The following is a 13965-nucleotide window of genomic DNA, read 5'->3' as shown; positions in this document are numbered from 1 at the left end:
CTGACTTGAGTGCGGCCAGGAGAGAATGATAGAGCAAGTGCTGGATGCAACTATTCGCCTAGCGATGAGTGGGCGGCGTGCCTGAGAAAGCCAAGATGTCAATCGGCATTGAAGTTTGACCCCCTATCGGCGTCCAATATTGACCCCTTTGTGCTGAGCAGGCCCGGCGCTGCGTAGCCCTCACATAGCGCAGCGGCGGCGGGCCTGCGGGGTTTCGGGTTGGCGCTATGCGCGGTTCTTGAAGCGCCAGCTTTCGTTTCCGGTTTCGACGATCTCGCAGTGGTGGGTGAGCCGGTCGAGCAACGCGGTTGTCATCTTGGCATCGCCGAAGACGCTGGGCCATTCGCCGAAGGCCAGGTTGGTTGTGACGATGATGGATGTGCGTTCGTAAAGCTTGCTGATCAGGTGGAACAGGAGCTGGCCACCGGTCTGGGCGAAGGGCAGATAGCCGAGCTCGTCGAGGATCAGGAAGTCGAGGCGGGAGATGAGATCGGCGGTTCGTCCCTGGCGTTCTGCGCGGGCTTCTGCGTCCAGCTTGTTCACCAGGTCGACCACATTGAAGAACCGACCCCGGCGGCCCTCCCGGATGCATGTCCTGGCGATGCTGACGGCGAGATGGGTTTTGCCGGTGCCTGTGCCTCCGATCAGGACAAGGTTGCGTTGGTGATCCAGGAAGTCGCCGGTGGCCAGGTCGCGGATCAGCGTCTCGTTGACTTGCGCCGCCTCAAAGTCGAACTCTTCCATTTCCTTGGCGAGCGGCAGCTTGGCGATGGTCATCTGGTATTTGACTGACCGGGCCTGCTTCTCTCGGATCTCGGCGGTCAGCAGATCGCCGATGATCCGCTGGGGCTCGTGCTGGCGTTTAACGGCGGTGGTCAGCACCTCGTCATAGGCGGCCTTCATTCCGTAGAGCCGCAGCTTCCCCATCGCGTTGATCACGTCCGAGCGTTCCATTCTGTGTTCTCCTCAGGCTGTCATATCGGTTGCAGTCGGCAATGGGCTCACAGGCCAGCCGCAGGGCATCCGGGGTGGTGATTGTCAGGGGCGGTGGTGGCTCGCGGTGACGGGCCAGGATGTTCAGCACGACGCCTGCCGAATGGACGTTGTGCGACAGAGCCTCGGCACAGGCCGCCTCGACCGCATCCAGGCCATCGGTCAGCACGGAGGCGAGGATATCGACCATCTGCCGGTCGCCGCCCGGCTGGCGTTCCAGCTTGCGCCATACGCGACGGATCGGGAGCGGCAAGTCCCATTCCTTGAAGGGCGCGCCGTTACGAAGGGCGCCGGGTTTGCGGGCCAGAACGGGGATGTAATGCAGGGGATCGAAGATCGTTTTGTCCCGCCCGAAGGCCCGCTCATGCTGGCCAACGATTTGCCCATCCTGCCAGCATTCCAGCCGGGCGGCATAGGCCCTGATCTCCACCGGCCGCCCCACGGCACGGGCATCGACCGAGTATCGGTTCTTGTCGAACCGCACGAGGCAAGTCTTGGACACCGAGGCCGGAACCGCGTGGAATCCATCGAAGGGACCGACATAGGGCACAAGGCTCGGACGCTCTTCTTCGAACACCTCCCAGATCGTTCGGTCGCGCATCTCCGGGTGCTTGTTCGCCTTCGCATAATCCCGGCACCGGTCTTCCAGCCAGGTGTTCAGCTCGGCATAGGATTTGAACTTCGGGCGCGGCACGAAGAAGCGCCGCCGGATCACGCCCACCTGGTTCTCGACTTGCCCTTTCTCCCAGCCCGAGGCCGGGGTGCAGGCCACCGGATCGACCAGGTAATGCCCGCACATCTGCTGGAACCGCCGGTTATAGGCGCGATCCTTGCCGACGAAGATCGCATCGACCGCCGTCTTCATGTTGTCGTAAATCCCCCGGGCGCAAGCTCCGCCGAAGAACGCGAACGCCTTGTCGTGGGCGTCGAATACCATCTCTTGCGTCTCGCGCGGATAGGCCCGCACAAACGGCATCCGGCTGTGGCTCAGGCGCACATGCGCAACCTTCACCGTCGTGGTGACGCCATCGAGCAGGACAACCTCGTGGCTCCAGTCGAACTGATAGGCTTCGCCCGGATCGAAGCTCAGCGGCACATAAGCCGCGGCGGAGGCTTCCCGGGTCGCCTTCGACCAACCCGCCGCATAGCGCCGCACCGCATCATAGCTGCCGTCATAACCCCGGTTGCGCAGCTCTTCGTAAATCCGAACCAGTGTCAGCCGCTGGCGTTTGGACTGCCGGTCATTCTCGGCCAGCATCTCATCCAGATCGGACCGCCACGGGTCGATCTTGGGGCGGGGTTGGCTGGTTCGATCATAGCTGAACTCGGTTGCCCCGGACCGCACCACCTTCCGCACCGTGTTCCGTGATACCCGCAGTTCCCGGCAGATCTGCTTGATCGATTTCCTCTGAATGAAATACGCCCGCCTGATCTTCGCAATCGTCTCCACAACCAACATCCCCAACTCGCTCCCTCAAATCCGTCGAGGAAGCTTCTGAACAGAAATATCAGGGGGGTCACTTTTGGACGCCGATTACCCCAATACGGGGGTCAATTTTGCATGCCGGTTCACACACCGCCGTCCCGGCCCAGGAGCTGCGCCAGTAGCTCTCCAGCCGGTAGGAAGAGAAGGTGCCGGCGCTGTCCTCAGCCGCGGAAAAGCCGGAGTGGAACACCCCCAGCGGCGCATAGAGCCGGGCATCGAACAGCCCCGACAGCCGCGGATCGTTGCCGGCGGTGCCGCTGCCCGCCTGCGCCCAGTCGCCGCCCAGGTCGTAGTTCAGCACCGCGCCGAAACCGGCGACGGGCCTGTCGCGGCCGCCCTCCTCCGCCGCGTCCGTTCCGCCGGTGGCCTCGATGACCCGCGCCGCCCGGACCGCATCCGATGCAGTGACCCGCAGCACCTGCGCCGGTTCGTCCATCTGCCAGCTGAGCCCGTCGCCCTGCGGCAGCGTCACCTCGGTCCCATCACGGCAGGACCCGGGGCCGGGCTTCAGGCCGATGCGGCAGAGCTCTCCGGCGTCGGCAGTCAGCTGTCCCGGGGCGGGCTCGGTGAACCGGCCGATCAACCCGGTGGAGATATCGTTGATATAGACTTCGAGATAGAGATCGCGCGCCTCCTGCCCCCGGACGCCGGAGGTGATCAGCAGCAGCGCCCCCGACACGCCGCCCAGACCGACCCGAAAGAGCCTTCCGATCCGGCGCCCCTCAACGCGCCGCAACAGTCGCATTGTAATTGCCCGCGTCGGTCTTCGCCGTCAGTTTCAGCGTCCCGCCGCCCGCGCGCAGCGTTCCCAGCGGCCAGCGCATGCTGGCGCCCGCCAGCACGTAGCCGAACAGCCCGCGTTTGCGATAAATCGCCCGGCCACCCTGCTGCAGCTGCAGATCGACCAGCCGCAGCCGGTGTTCGCCGCTGTTGCGCGCCTCGAGATAGCTCTGCCCGCCCTGCCGGCGCAACGACCAGCTGACCGCGGCGGGCCGGCTGCCCTGCGGCACGAAGAACACCGGCAGGCTCAGCCGGGTGGCGAAATCCACCGTGCCGGAGCGCTGGCGGCTGCGGTCCGGCACCTCGTCGACCAGCACGCGATAGGCCTCCTCCCGGCGCACCCGCGACTTGACCGTGCGCACCACCCGCACCGATTGCTCCGTCCCCGGACGGACCTGGGTGATCGGCGGACTCACCACCACCTCGCGGGTCGACACCAGCCGTTCGGTGCCGCCCTGCTGTTCCCAGCGGAACACCCGCACCTGCACTGTCAGCGCCCGGCGTCCGGTGTTGCGCAGGGTCAGCGTGCCCTGCGCCCCCGGCGCCACCACCTGCATCAGCACCGGCGTCACCCGCAGACCTTCGGCCACGGCACCGACCGGCAGCACCGCCCAGACGGCCAAAACCGTCAGGACAGCAAAAAATCGACGGAGTCCGAGTCCCCAGGTCGCTGGCATTCGCCCCCTCCTCCGGTTGCTCAGAACGTGACCGTCACGGTGATCGTATCGGTATAGGTTCCCGCCGCCGGCGTGGTCTGGCTCGGCACCGTGCCATAGACCGTATAGGTCTGCGCCGCGCCGGTGCCGGTGCCGGTCACCACATCGGTACCGATGGTGTCGCCCCAGTTCGAGGTGCGCGCAGAATCGGAATAAAGCTCATAGCCGATGGTCGCGCCGCCGCCGGAGACCTCCATCAATCGGGTGGCGGTGGTGCCGCCAGTGGTGGCCCCCTCGTTCAGCCCGATGGAATAGCCTGTGCCGGTGGTGCAGGTGATCTGCAGATCGGCGGAAGAGGTGACCGCCGTGGTCAACACCCCCTGGGTGCCGAAATCCAGCGTCTCGGTCGAGGTGACCTCGCAATCGTCGCTGATGACGATCTGAACCCCGAAGGTCGCGGTGGCGGTCTGCGCCACGACCGGACCGGTATATCCGCAGAGGGCAACGGCCAGGATCGCAAGGGCGGCGGATGTTTTTCTGCTCATGTTAGCCTGCCTGATGCTAATCTCAATTGATGCGCCTCACCCCTTTCGGGCCATTCAAATAAACATACGCACTGGCTGCGGAAAAACAGCCGGCGTCGAGGCAATTAAAATTATCTCGATCTTCCGGAATACATCAAGGAAAATCATATTTCCGTTATTCATTTTATATAAATTAGGTAAATCACGCTGACCAATTTAGGCGGGCGCGTAATTAAATTGAAAAAATAGACAAACGCATATTCTGAAAACAACCCAGGCGACACAAGATGCGCCAAACTCGCCCGACCTGCCGGCGAGCCAGCGGGTCGGGCAATGCAAAACGCCCCGGGGTCGATGCCGGGGCGTTTCACGAAAGGACAAGCGCCGGAGCGACGCCGGGCCAGGCAGATTACCGGATGGTCGGGTCCAGCCGGTCGCGCAGCCAATCGCCCAGCAGCGAGATCGCCAGCGTCGTCAGCACGATCACCACCGAGGGCGTCAGCATGATCCAGGGTGCCCGGGTGATGTATTCCCGGCCGTAGCCGACCATATTGCCCAGGCTGGTCATCGGCGGCTGCACCCCGAGGCCGAGGAACGACAGGCCGGATTCCAGCAAGATCACCTCAGGGAACACCAGCGTCATCGACACGATGAGGGTGGAGGCGATGTTCGGCAGGATATGCCGCAGATAGACCCGGCCGGGCTTCGCCCCCAGCTGGCTCACCGCTGTCGCATAGCCCTGCGCCGAGGCGGCGATCGCCAGACCGCGGGCGATCCGGGCATAGCGTTCCCAGCCGTAAAGCCCCATCAGCCCGACCAGAAGCGGCAGCGAATTGCCGAAAAAGGCCAGCACCGAAAGCGCCAGGATCAGAAACGGCATCGCCGCCTGGAAATCCGCCAGCACCAGAACGATCTGCTCGACGATCCCGCGGAAATGCGCCGCAAGAAATCCCAACGTGGTGCCGAGCACGGCGGAGATCAGTGTCGCGCCGAAGGCGATCAACAGCGAAATGCGGATCGAGACGATCAACCGGGACAGTACATCACGCCCCAGCTCATCGGTACCCAGCGGATGCGCCAGCGACTGGAACGGCGCCACCAGCCGGTATTTCAAATCCAGCGCGGTGAAGGAATGCGGCATCAGCAGATCGGCGAAAACCGCGGTGATCAGCATCAGTCCGACCCAGAACAGAGAGGCCGTCACATACCACGGCAGGCTCCACCGCCGACGGGCGGGTTTGGCGGGGACAGAGGGGGCAAGCATATCGGTCATGGCTCAGGCTCCCGCGCGCGCGCCCTGCCGAAGCCGGGGGTCGAGCACGCCATAGAGGAAATCGACGATCAGGTTCGAGGTCACCATCGAGGCGGCGACCAGCAGAAGCAGGCATTGCACGACCGCCAGGTCGCGGTTCGACACCGCCACCACCAGAAGCCGCCCCACCCCGGGCCAGGAGAACACGCTTTCCACCACCACGGCGCCGGCGATCAGGCTGCCGACCAGAAAGCCCACCAGCGTCACCGTCGGGATCGCCGCATTGGGCAGCGCATGGCCGCGCACCACCGCCGCCCAGGGCAGCCCCTTGGCCGAGGCGGTGCGGATGAAGGGGCGGCCCAGCACCTCCAGCATGGCGGAGCGGGTAAAGCGCGCCAGCGCCGCCGCGCCGCCGAGGCCGAGTGTCAGGATCGGCAGGATCGCATGCATCCAGCTGTCGCGCCCGCCCGAGGGCAGCCAGCCCAGCTTGACCGAGAACACCAGCACCAGCGCCAACGCCAGAACGAAGCTGGGGATGGCGAAGCCGAAGACGGCAGAGACCATGACGGTGCGGTCAAAGGCCGTGCCCTGATGCAGCGCCGCATAGACGCCGGCGGGAATGCCGATGGCCAGCTGCAGGAACAGCGCCGGGATGGTCAGCGCCAGCGTCGCGGGGATCCGCTCTCCCACCAGTTCGATGGCAGAGCGGCCGTCGCGCATGGAGATGCCCAGATCGCCGCGCAGGATGGCGCGGAAATAATCGAAGTACTGGACCAGCACCGGCCGGTCGAGGCCCCAGTTGTGACGGAAGGCCTCGATCGCCTCGGGCGGCGCCTCGGGGCCGAGGATGATGGTGGCGGGATCGCCGGACAGGCGCAGCACGATGAAGGCAAAGGTGACCACCAGCGCGATGGTCAGGGCAGCGCGCAACAGGCGCGAAGCGATATAGCGGATCATTTGGCAGCCATCCCGGCAGGTGTGTGTTGGATCAGGTGGCAGGCGGCGCGACGGCCCGGGGCGAGCCGGGTCAGCACCGGCATCTCGGCCCGGCAACGGTCGGTCGCCAGCGGGCAGCGCGGATGAAAGGCACAGCCCGACGGGCGCGCGGCGGGGTTCGGCGGCTCGCCGGTCAGGATCACCCGCTGGCGCTGGCGTGCCCCCGGAACCGGCGCGGCCGAGACCAGCGCCCGGGTATAGGGATGCTGCGGATCACGCAGCACCTCCTCGGCGGTGCCCTCCTCGACGATATGGCCCAGATACATCACCGCGACGCGCTGGCTGATCTGGCGCACCACCCGCAGGTCGTGGCTGATGAAGATCATCGCCAGCCCGCGTTCGGCCTGCAGATCGATCAGCAAGTTGACCACCTGCGCCTGGATCGAGACATCCAGCGCCGAGACCGGCTCGTCGCAGACCAGCAGCTCGGGATCGGTGATCAGCGCGCGGGCGATGATCACCCGCTGGCGCTGACCTCCCGACAGCTCATGCGGGAAGCGGCGGCCGTGATCGGCCGACAGCCCGGTCATCTCCAGCGAGCGGGCGATGGCTGCGGCCCGCGCGGCCTTGTCGCCGATCCCGTGGATCTCCAGCGGCTCGCCGATCTGATCGGCCACCGGCAGGCGCCGGTCCAGCGCCCCCAGCGGGTCCTGGAACACCATCTGCGCCCGTTTGCGCAGGCTGCGCCAGCTCTCGCTTCCCGGATCGGGCATCGCAGCGCCGTCGAACCGGACAGAGCCGCTGTCGGGCGCCTCCAGCCCCAGCGCCATCCGCCCCATGGTGGATTTGCCGGAACCGGATTCGCCGACGATGCCCAGCGTCTCGCCCGGCCGTACCTCAAGCGACACGCCGGCGACGGCCTGCACCGCGACCGGCGTGCCGAACAGCCCCTTGCGGCTGGTATAGGTGCGGGTGACCTCGTTCAGTGACAGCAACGGTGCGCTCATGCCCGGACCTCCGGTCGTGCGGTTTCCGCCGGCAGGGCCGTGGCCGCCGGCTGCAGATCAAGCTCTGCGGCGCGGGCACAGGCGATGCGGCGTCCCGGTTCCAGCCGGCGCAGCTCCGGCACCGCACCCAGACAGGCGGGGGCGGCATGGGCGCAGCGGGGGGAGAAGGCGCAGCCCGGCGGCATCCGCCGGGGATCGGGCACCACGCCTGGGATCGCCACCAGCCGGCGCGGCGCGTCCAGCGTCGGCAGCGCATCGATCAGCCCGCGGGTATAAGGGTGGCGCGGCGCTTCGAACAAAGTGCGCGCCGGCGCCTCTTCGACGACGCGGCCGGCATACATCACGGCAACCCGGTCGCAGTTTTCCGCCACGACGCCCAGATCGTGGCTGATCAGCACCAGCGCCATATCGGTTTCGCGCCGCACCAGTTGCAGCAGATCGAGGATCTGCGCCTGGATCGTCACATCGAGCGCGGTGGTCGGTTCGTCGGCGATCAGCAGATCGGGATTGCCGGCCAGCGCCATGGCGATCATCACCCGCTGGTTCTGACCGCCCGACATCTCGTGCGGATAGGATTTCAGCCGCCCCGCCGCATCCGGAATGCCGACCAGATCCAGAAGCCGCCTAGCCTCCGCATCGATCGACTTGCCCGAGAGCCCGCGATGCAGCGCCAGCGCCTCCGCCATCTGGCGGCGGATCGTCAGCACCGGATTGAGCGCCGAAGCCGGGTCCTGAAAGATCATCCCGATACGGCCGCCGCGCAGATGTTCCATCCGCTCGATCGGCGCCTCCAGCAGATTGTCGTCGTCGAGGGACACCCGCCCCTCGACAACAGCTTTTTCAGGGAGCAGCCGCAAGGCCGCCAGCCAGGTGACCGACTTGCCCGAGCCGCTTTCGCCCACGATCCCCAGCGCCTCGCCACGGTGGATCGCGAAATCCACCCCGCGCACCGCCGGAGCCCCGTCAAAGGCGACCCGCAGCCCCTCGATCCTGATCAACGGCCCTGCCATGGCTCAGATCGCGAAGTTGCCGGGGCCGAAGTCCATGGCAAAGGCCGGCGCGGCCTTCCACTGGATCGACTTCGGCTTGGCGGTGAAGGTCGCGTTCTGGTGCAGCACGCTATAGGCCGGGTCCTCGCGTTCGCAGATTTCCAGCATCCGCGCGAAGGCCTTGCGGCGGGCGGCGCGGTCGACCGAGGTTTCGAGGAATTCGCAGAGCTGGTTCATCTCGGCGTTTTCCCATTCGCCGATCTGCTGCTGCTGACCGTTCGGCCCGTGCTGGTTGACGATCGAGGAGACCGGATCCGGGAACGGGGCGGAGTTCGACCAGTCGCGCACCGCGCGGGTTTCACCACGCTCCATGATCTGAGCCCAGTTTTCCTTGCTTTCGATCTGCACGTTCAGGCCGACCGACTTCCACATCTCGACCAGCACCTGCGCGGTGGCGACCTGGTTGGTGTAGTAGTTGTTCAGCAAACGATAGGGGATCGGATCGCCCTTGTAGCCAGCCTCTTTCACCAGGCTCATGGCCAGTTCCGGGTTGAATTCCGGCACCGTCCAGTCGGCGATGAACATATCGGCGTAATAGGGCCATTGCAGGCCGGCGGGGACCACGGTGCGGCCGGCCCAGAGGCTGTCGACGATGGCCTGGCGGTCGACCGCATGGGTCATGGCCCGACGGATACGCGGATCGGCCAGTTGCGCGTGATGCTTGTCGAAGACGGTCAGGCGGTGGTTCGGGATGGTGCCGCCCTGCACTTCGAAGGCCGCATTGCTTTCGATCTCGCCGATCAGATCCGGCGGGATGTCGCAGGCGAACTGATATTCGCCCGACAGCAGGCCGTTCACCCGGCTGGCGACTTCCGGCACCTCGACGAAGCGAATTTGCTTCAGCGGCGGCAGACCGCCCCAGTAATCGTCATGCGATTCCAGCAGCAGTTCGGTGTCGGGGGTGAAATGGACCACCTTGTAGGGGCCGGTGGTGACGGGCTTGCGGGCCCAGTCGAGGTAGGAGGCGCTCTCCTCCCAGCCGCGGCGCGACATGATGTCGGAGCCGTAGCGCAGCAGCCGACCTTCCAGGGTCACGTCGGGCGTGGCGTTGTAGAAGCGCACGGTATACTCGTCGACGGCCTCGACGCGGGCCAGGTCGGGCCAGGCGCGACGGGCGACGGCGGGCACTTCCGGCGGCAGTTCCTTGCCGGCGCGCGGCGTCGGGATCTGGCCCAGAACCTTGATGGTGGAGCGGTTCTTGGGCTGGGTGTCGCCGAACATCCGTTCACGCGAGAAGGTGAAGACCACGTCATCTGCGGTCAGCTCGTCGCCGTTGTGGAACTTGACGCCTTCGCGCAGCTTCAGCTCGACGGTCTGATCGTCGATCCGGGTCCATTCGGTGGCCAGCAGCGGCTTGGCTTCCAGCTGGCCCCGCAGGTTGCGGCCGATCAGCGATTCCCAGATCGACCCGAAGAAGACGCGTTCGCCCACGTTCGACTGTTCGCGCAGCACGTCCAGCGTGTTGGAGTTGGTGATTTTCTGCACGGCGATGGTGATCGACGGGCGGGCGGTCTGGCCGATGGCGAAGCGCGGCAGCACCAGCGAGCCGGCAGCAACGGCCCCGGTGCGCAGCACCGAACGACGGGAAATCAGCATGGGTAGGTCCCCTTGGTCTATCCAGAATGAGTGGGATATGCGGAATGCTCCGCCGCACTAAGGCCGAGAGGTGACGCCGGGGTGAAACCCGGGTGACAGGGAAATGACGTTTTCAAAACAATGATTTGACAGAGGACCCTGATGACAGGCGGCAACCGTCGGGCCCGCTCCGGCGCGGCCGCGATCCTTCGCCCCCTAGCCGGCCAGAGCCCGCAGAGCCGCAATCAGCGCATGGGGATCGTATTGCCCCAGATAGACCGGCGGGATCGCCCGCGCCTCTCCCAAGAGCCCCTCCACCGCCAGGCGCGCGCCGCGTACCGCGTATTCGGTGGTGAAGACCACATCGTCGGACACCTCGACGAACTGCCCCAGCAGACCCAGATTGGCATAGCCCGCCGGCACCGGCGCCGGCCGGTCGGCCTTTTTCCGGCGCATCAGCACGCTGCCGGCATAGGGCATCAGGCAGGGCATGCAGATCGCGGTCTCCAGCATCTCGGGCAACGCCTGAGACATTCCCAGATGATGCGCCAGTTCGCCCAGAATCTCCGCCCCCGAGCAGTCGGACAGGACCTTGTCCACCGCGCTGCCCGGCCGGTCGAGATAGAGACCGTAGCCCCAGAACAGATCGGAACCGGCCGGCTGATCGGTGAAATGCGGCGTATGAAACCCGGTCAGGGTCAGCAGCCAGGGCGATGCGGTCAGCGTCATCAGGCCGCCCCGCCCCAGCGCCGCCCCTGACAGCGCCTCGATCCGCGGCCTGAGCGGACCGCCGCGGGCGGTGATAGTGAAGGTGACCCAGGCGGTCCGCTCGATCCGCGCCCGGAACACTTCCGGATCGCCGAGCCCGGGATAGCGCCCCGCCAGCCGGCGCCACAGCGCCCAGGCCGGGCTGTCACCGGCGCTCGGCGGTGGTGGCGTCGCCATGTCACCGAAGGTGGCGTCGGCCACATGCGATCCCAGGGTGATGAACAGCAGATCCGACGCGTCCAGCGTAACCCGCTCCGTCACGCCCGCCCGGCGCAGGCTGAACTGCGCCGGCCGCAGCCGGCCAGCATCTTCGACGAAATCGACATCCTCGCAGCAACAGCCCATATGGACCTGCACGCCCAGCCGCTTCAGCCAGTCCCGCAACGGCTCCACCAGCGATTCATACTGGTTGTAGCGGGTGCGCTGGATCGTCGTCATCGACGCCATGGTCGGCAGCAGATGAAAGAACCGCCGCAGATAGCGCCGCGTCTCGATGGCGCTGTGCCAGGGCAAGAGCGCGAAGATCGATCCGAACATGTTCCAGAAGTTGGTCTGCAGGATCGAGAGATCGAGCACATCCTCGACAGACTTGCCGTCCAGCACCCCCTCGGGCGCCAGTAGCAGCTCGGTCAGGTCGAGCAGATTGCGCGGGCTCAACCCGAAGTGCTCGGCTGCCAGAACCTCGCCCCCCGGCCCCAGCAGCCGCGCAGCGTTCTGCCAGCCGTGCGCGGCATTGAAGGCCCGCACATCGTCTTCGATCGAGACCGTCGGATCGTCGCGCGACGGGAGGAAGGACATCAGATCGTGAATGCAGCCTTCGCGGGCCTCGAACATCCGGCCGCCCCGCATGACATAGCCGTGCTCGGCGCTGCCCCGTGCGTCCAGCGCGCCGCCCAGCCGCTCGCCCGCCTCGTAGATATGGATATTGGCGCCCAGCAGCCCCGCGTCGCGGAACAGATAGGCCGCCGTCGCGAGCGCCGAAATCCCGCCGCCGATGATATGCGCTTTCATGCTGCCTCCTCCCGGCCCGGCACGAGCCTCCGCCGCCCGGCACCATCGCCCGATGCGGAAAGGCCGCCGGCCCGATCCGCCGCGGCGGCCCGGTTGGGTCGGTTCTCAGACGCGGCGAAGCGGGGATGCAGGCGCCTGTCCTGCCGCATCCTCTGCCCCAGCATCGCCCCGACTCAGGGCAACGATCAAGGATCATTCTGACCGCAGCCCGCGCCAGGGCCCGGCGGCGACCGCCATGCGCGCCATCGCACGCATGGCGGCAGTCTCTGGGGGTCAGCGGCGGTCGGCCCGCAGCCGGCCGAAGTTCTCGCGGTGAATTTCGTAATGCGCGTCGATGAAATTCTCGAAATGCACCAGGCAGGCCTCCTCATCGGCAAGGATCACACCGTATTGCCCCGGCCCGTCGACCAGCTTCACATAGTCCGGCGCGCTCGGCAGATGCAGCTTGGCGCTGTAGTGGCCGCCCGCGATGGTGGTGAAGGGAATGCCCTGCCAGCTGCCGGTGGTGGTGATGTGGACATGCCCCGACATCACATGGCGGACATTCGGGTGGGTCTTCAGCACCGCCAGCAGCTTCTCCGGCTCCTCCAGACGAATCCGGTCAACCGGCATCTGCAGCCTTGCGGCATGGTGGTGCAGCACCACGATCACCGGCATGTCCTTCGCCTCGTCCAGCCGCGCCTGCAACCAGGCCAGCCGGGTGTCGCAGAGGCGCCCGGCCACCAGCCCCGGTTCGGTGCTGTCCAGCAGGATGATCCGGTGCCCCTTGGCGTCGATCACCTTCTGCACGAAGCCGTTCTCGTCGGCATAGGCGTCGCCGAAGACCTCGAGAAAGGTCGGCCGGTCATCGTGGTTGCCCAGCATCAAATGTGTCGGCATCGGCAGTGGCGCGATCAGGTCGGGCAGACGCGCATAGGCGTCCGCCTCCCCCAGATCGGCCAAATCGCCGGCCAGGATCACCATATCCGCATCCGCGTGACGCGTGATCACGCTGTCGACCGCCTGACGCAGCCGCTGCGCGGTATCGAGCGTGTTGGAAATCTCGCCCTCGGGGACGAGATGCAGATCCGACATGATGACCAGCTTGAGCGTCATTGGGCCAGGCCCCTTTCTTCGAGATAGCGCATGGACCCCGGGATACCGGATTTGTCGCGCAGCTCAAGAACCAGGTGGGGGGTGGCATCGATGCCGCCCAATGCCCGGAACACCGCGTCCCAGCGGATGGTGCCCTCGCCCAGAGCCCAGTGGCGGTCGGCGTAGCCCTCGTTGTCCTGCAGGTGGACGTGATGCAGCAACTCGGCGGCGGAGGTCACATAGTAATCAACCGGCGGCGCGCCGTTCGTTTCATGGGCATAATGCGCATGGCCGGTGTCGATCGACAGTTTGAGCGCCGGCGAATCGAAATGCTCGACCAGGCGGCGGCGGTCCATCGGATCGATGTCCTCGATATTCTCCAGAACCAGGGTCACCCCCATGTCCTCGGCCCGCTTCATCGCGGCACCGATGCTGGCGGCGACATTCTCCAGCACCTTCGCGCGGGCGCCGGGCAGGTTGTCCAGGTTGTTGTAATCCCAGGTGGTATAGGGCGAATGAATCACCATCTGGGTGGCGCCGACGGCGGCGCAGACATCCAGCCCCTGATCCATCCGACGCGCGACCAGCTGCTGAAAGCCCGGATCCATGGTGCCGATGGTGAAGCCCCAGAACGGCCCGTGGATGCCGATACGCCCCTTGTGCCCGTCCAGCAGGCGGCGCGCCTCTTCGGCCAGCGCGCTCCAGTCGCTTTCCAGCACCTCGGCGGTGTGGAAGGACTGCAGCTCGACATCGCGGTCCTTTTCGAACAGCCAGTCACGATAGGTTTCCAGCTCCGCATTACGCAGAGCCGCTCCGACGACGGGGAGTGTCATTCCGGTCTCCTTGGAAAAGTC

Annotated in this window: 13 protein-coding genes; all 13 read right to left on the bottom strand. The window is 66.0% G+C overall.

Annotated elements, in window-relative coordinates; all coding sequences use genetic code 11:
• Positions 1-225 precede the first annotated feature (225 nt).
• The 13 genes from istB to QO033_RS06580 all read right to left on the bottom strand — a co-directional run bounded on the left by istB (position 226) and on the right by QO033_RS06580 (position 13944).
• Positions 226-954 (bottom strand): IS21-like element helper ATPase IstB, encoded by a 729-nt coding sequence (gene istB, locus QO033_RS06640; RefSeq protein ID WP_284480169.1) that lies wholly within the window; start codon positions 952-954, stop codon positions 226-228.
• A complete protein-coding gene (istA, locus tag QO033_RS06635; protein ID WP_284480168.1) occupies positions 887-2452 on the bottom strand; it encodes an IS21 family transposase in 1566 nt (521 codons plus the stop codon). Before istA ends, istB begins: the two co-directional genes overlap by 68 nt.
• A gap of 58 nt (positions 2453-2510) precedes the next feature.
• On the bottom strand, positions 2511-3224 hold the full coding sequence (locus QO033_RS06630; protein ID WP_284480167.1) for a fimbria/pilus outer membrane usher protein: 714 nt from the start codon (positions 3222-3224) through the stop codon (positions 2511-2513).
• Positions 3202-3882, bottom strand: coding sequence for a fimbrial biogenesis chaperone (locus tag QO033_RS06625; RefSeq protein ID WP_284480166.1), 681 nt, complete (start codon positions 3880-3882; stop codon positions 3202-3204). Before QO033_RS06625 ends, QO033_RS06630 begins: the two co-directional genes overlap by 23 nt.
• A gap of 74 nt (positions 3883-3956) precedes the next feature.
• Positions 3957-4460 carry a Csu type fimbrial protein gene (locus QO033_RS06620; protein WP_284480165.1) on the bottom strand — a complete coding sequence of 168 codons (504 nt, stop codon included), beginning with the start codon at positions 4458-4460 and terminating at the stop codon, positions 3957-3959.
• Positions 4461-4848: 388 nt separating this feature from the next.
• Positions 4849-5712, bottom strand: coding sequence for an ABC transporter permease (locus tag QO033_RS06615; protein ID WP_284480164.1), 864 nt, complete (start codon positions 5710-5712; stop codon positions 4849-4851).
• 3 nt (positions 5713-5715) lie between these two features.
• The gene (locus QO033_RS06610; RefSeq protein ID WP_284480163.1) at positions 5716-6648 is read right to left on the bottom strand and encodes an ABC transporter permease; all 933 of its coding nucleotides are present in this window, start codon (positions 6646-6648) and stop codon (positions 5716-5718) included.
• A complete protein-coding gene (locus QO033_RS06605) occupies positions 6645-7634 on the bottom strand; it encodes an ABC transporter ATP-binding protein (RefSeq protein WP_284480162.1) in 990 nt (329 codons plus the stop codon). The genes QO033_RS06610 and QO033_RS06605 overlap by 4 nt, the downstream gene beginning before the upstream one ends.
• Positions 7631-8644 carry an ABC transporter ATP-binding protein gene (locus tag QO033_RS06600; protein ID WP_284480161.1) on the bottom strand — a complete coding sequence of 338 codons (1014 nt, stop codon included), beginning with the start codon at positions 8642-8644 and terminating at the stop codon, positions 7631-7633. The genes QO033_RS06605 and QO033_RS06600 overlap by 4 nt, the downstream gene beginning before the upstream one ends.
• 3 nt (positions 8645-8647) lie before the next feature.
• Positions 8648-10279 (bottom strand): ABC transporter substrate-binding protein, encoded by a 1632-nt coding sequence (locus QO033_RS06595; protein WP_284480160.1) that lies wholly within the window; start codon positions 10277-10279, stop codon positions 8648-8650.
• Between the two features lie 195 nt (positions 10280-10474).
• Positions 10475-12037 (bottom strand): oleate hydratase, encoded by a 1563-nt coding sequence (locus QO033_RS06590; RefSeq protein WP_284480159.1) that lies wholly within the window; start codon positions 12035-12037, stop codon positions 10475-10477.
• A 273-nt stretch (positions 12038-12310) separates the two neighbouring features.
• Positions 12311-13132, bottom strand: coding sequence for a phosphodiesterase (locus QO033_RS06585; RefSeq protein ID WP_284480158.1), 822 nt, complete (start codon positions 13130-13132; stop codon positions 12311-12313).
• Positions 13129-13944 (bottom strand): sugar phosphate isomerase/epimerase family protein, encoded by an 816-nt coding sequence (locus QO033_RS06580; RefSeq protein ID WP_284480157.1) that lies wholly within the window; start codon positions 13942-13944, stop codon positions 13129-13131. The genes QO033_RS06585 and QO033_RS06580 overlap by 4 nt, the downstream gene beginning before the upstream one ends.
• Positions 13945-13965: the final 21 nt, after the last annotated feature.

The sequence above is a fragment of the Pseudodonghicola flavimaris genome, assembly GCF_030164425.1.
Lineage (GTDB): Bacteria > Pseudomonadota > Alphaproteobacteria > Rhodobacterales > Rhodobacteraceae > Pseudodonghicola > Pseudodonghicola flavimaris.
This window is presented reverse-complemented; position numbering and strand designations above follow the sequence as displayed.

Coding starts and splice junctions, on each gene's coding strand:
- QO033_RS06630 (WP_284480167.1), bottom strand. CDS start 3,224: ATGCGACTGTTGCGGCGCGTTGAGGGGCGCCGGATCGGAAGGCTCTTT.
- QO033_RS06580 (WP_284480157.1), bottom strand. CDS start 13,944: ATGACACTCCCCGTCGTCGGAGCGGCTCTGCGTAATGCGGAGCTGGAA.
- istA (WP_284480168.1), bottom strand. CDS start 2,452: ATGTTGGTTGTGGAGACGATTGCGAAGATCAGGCGGGCGTATTTCATT.
- QO033_RS06585 (WP_284480158.1), bottom strand. CDS start 13,132: ATGACGCTCAAGCTGGTCATCATGTCGGATCTGCATCTCGTCCCCGAG.
- QO033_RS06610 (WP_284480163.1), bottom strand. CDS start 6,648: ATGATCCGCTATATCGCTTCGCGCCTGTTGCGCGCTGCCCTGACCATC.
- QO033_RS06615 (WP_284480164.1), bottom strand. CDS start 5,712: ATGACCGATATGCTTGCCCCCTCTGTCCCCGCCAAACCCGCCCGTCGG.
- QO033_RS06595 (WP_284480160.1), bottom strand. CDS start 10,279: ATGCTGATTTCCCGTCGTTCGGTGCTGCGCACCGGGGCCGTTGCTGCC.
- QO033_RS06590 (WP_284480159.1), bottom strand. CDS start 12,037: ATGAAAGCGCATATCATCGGCGGCGGGATTTCGGCGCTCGCGACGGCG.
- istB (WP_284480169.1), bottom strand. CDS start 954: ATGGAACGCTCGGACGTGATCAACGCGATGGGGAAGCTGCGGCTCTAC.
- QO033_RS06605 (WP_284480162.1), bottom strand. CDS start 7,634: ATGAGCGCACCGTTGCTGTCACTGAACGAGGTCACCCGCACCTATACC.
- QO033_RS06620 (WP_284480165.1), bottom strand. CDS start 4,460: ATGAGCAGAAAAACATCCGCCGCCCTTGCGATCCTGGCCGTTGCCCTC.
- QO033_RS06600 (WP_284480161.1), bottom strand. CDS start 8,644: ATGGCAGGGCCGTTGATCAGGATCGAGGGGCTGCGGGTCGCCTTTGAC.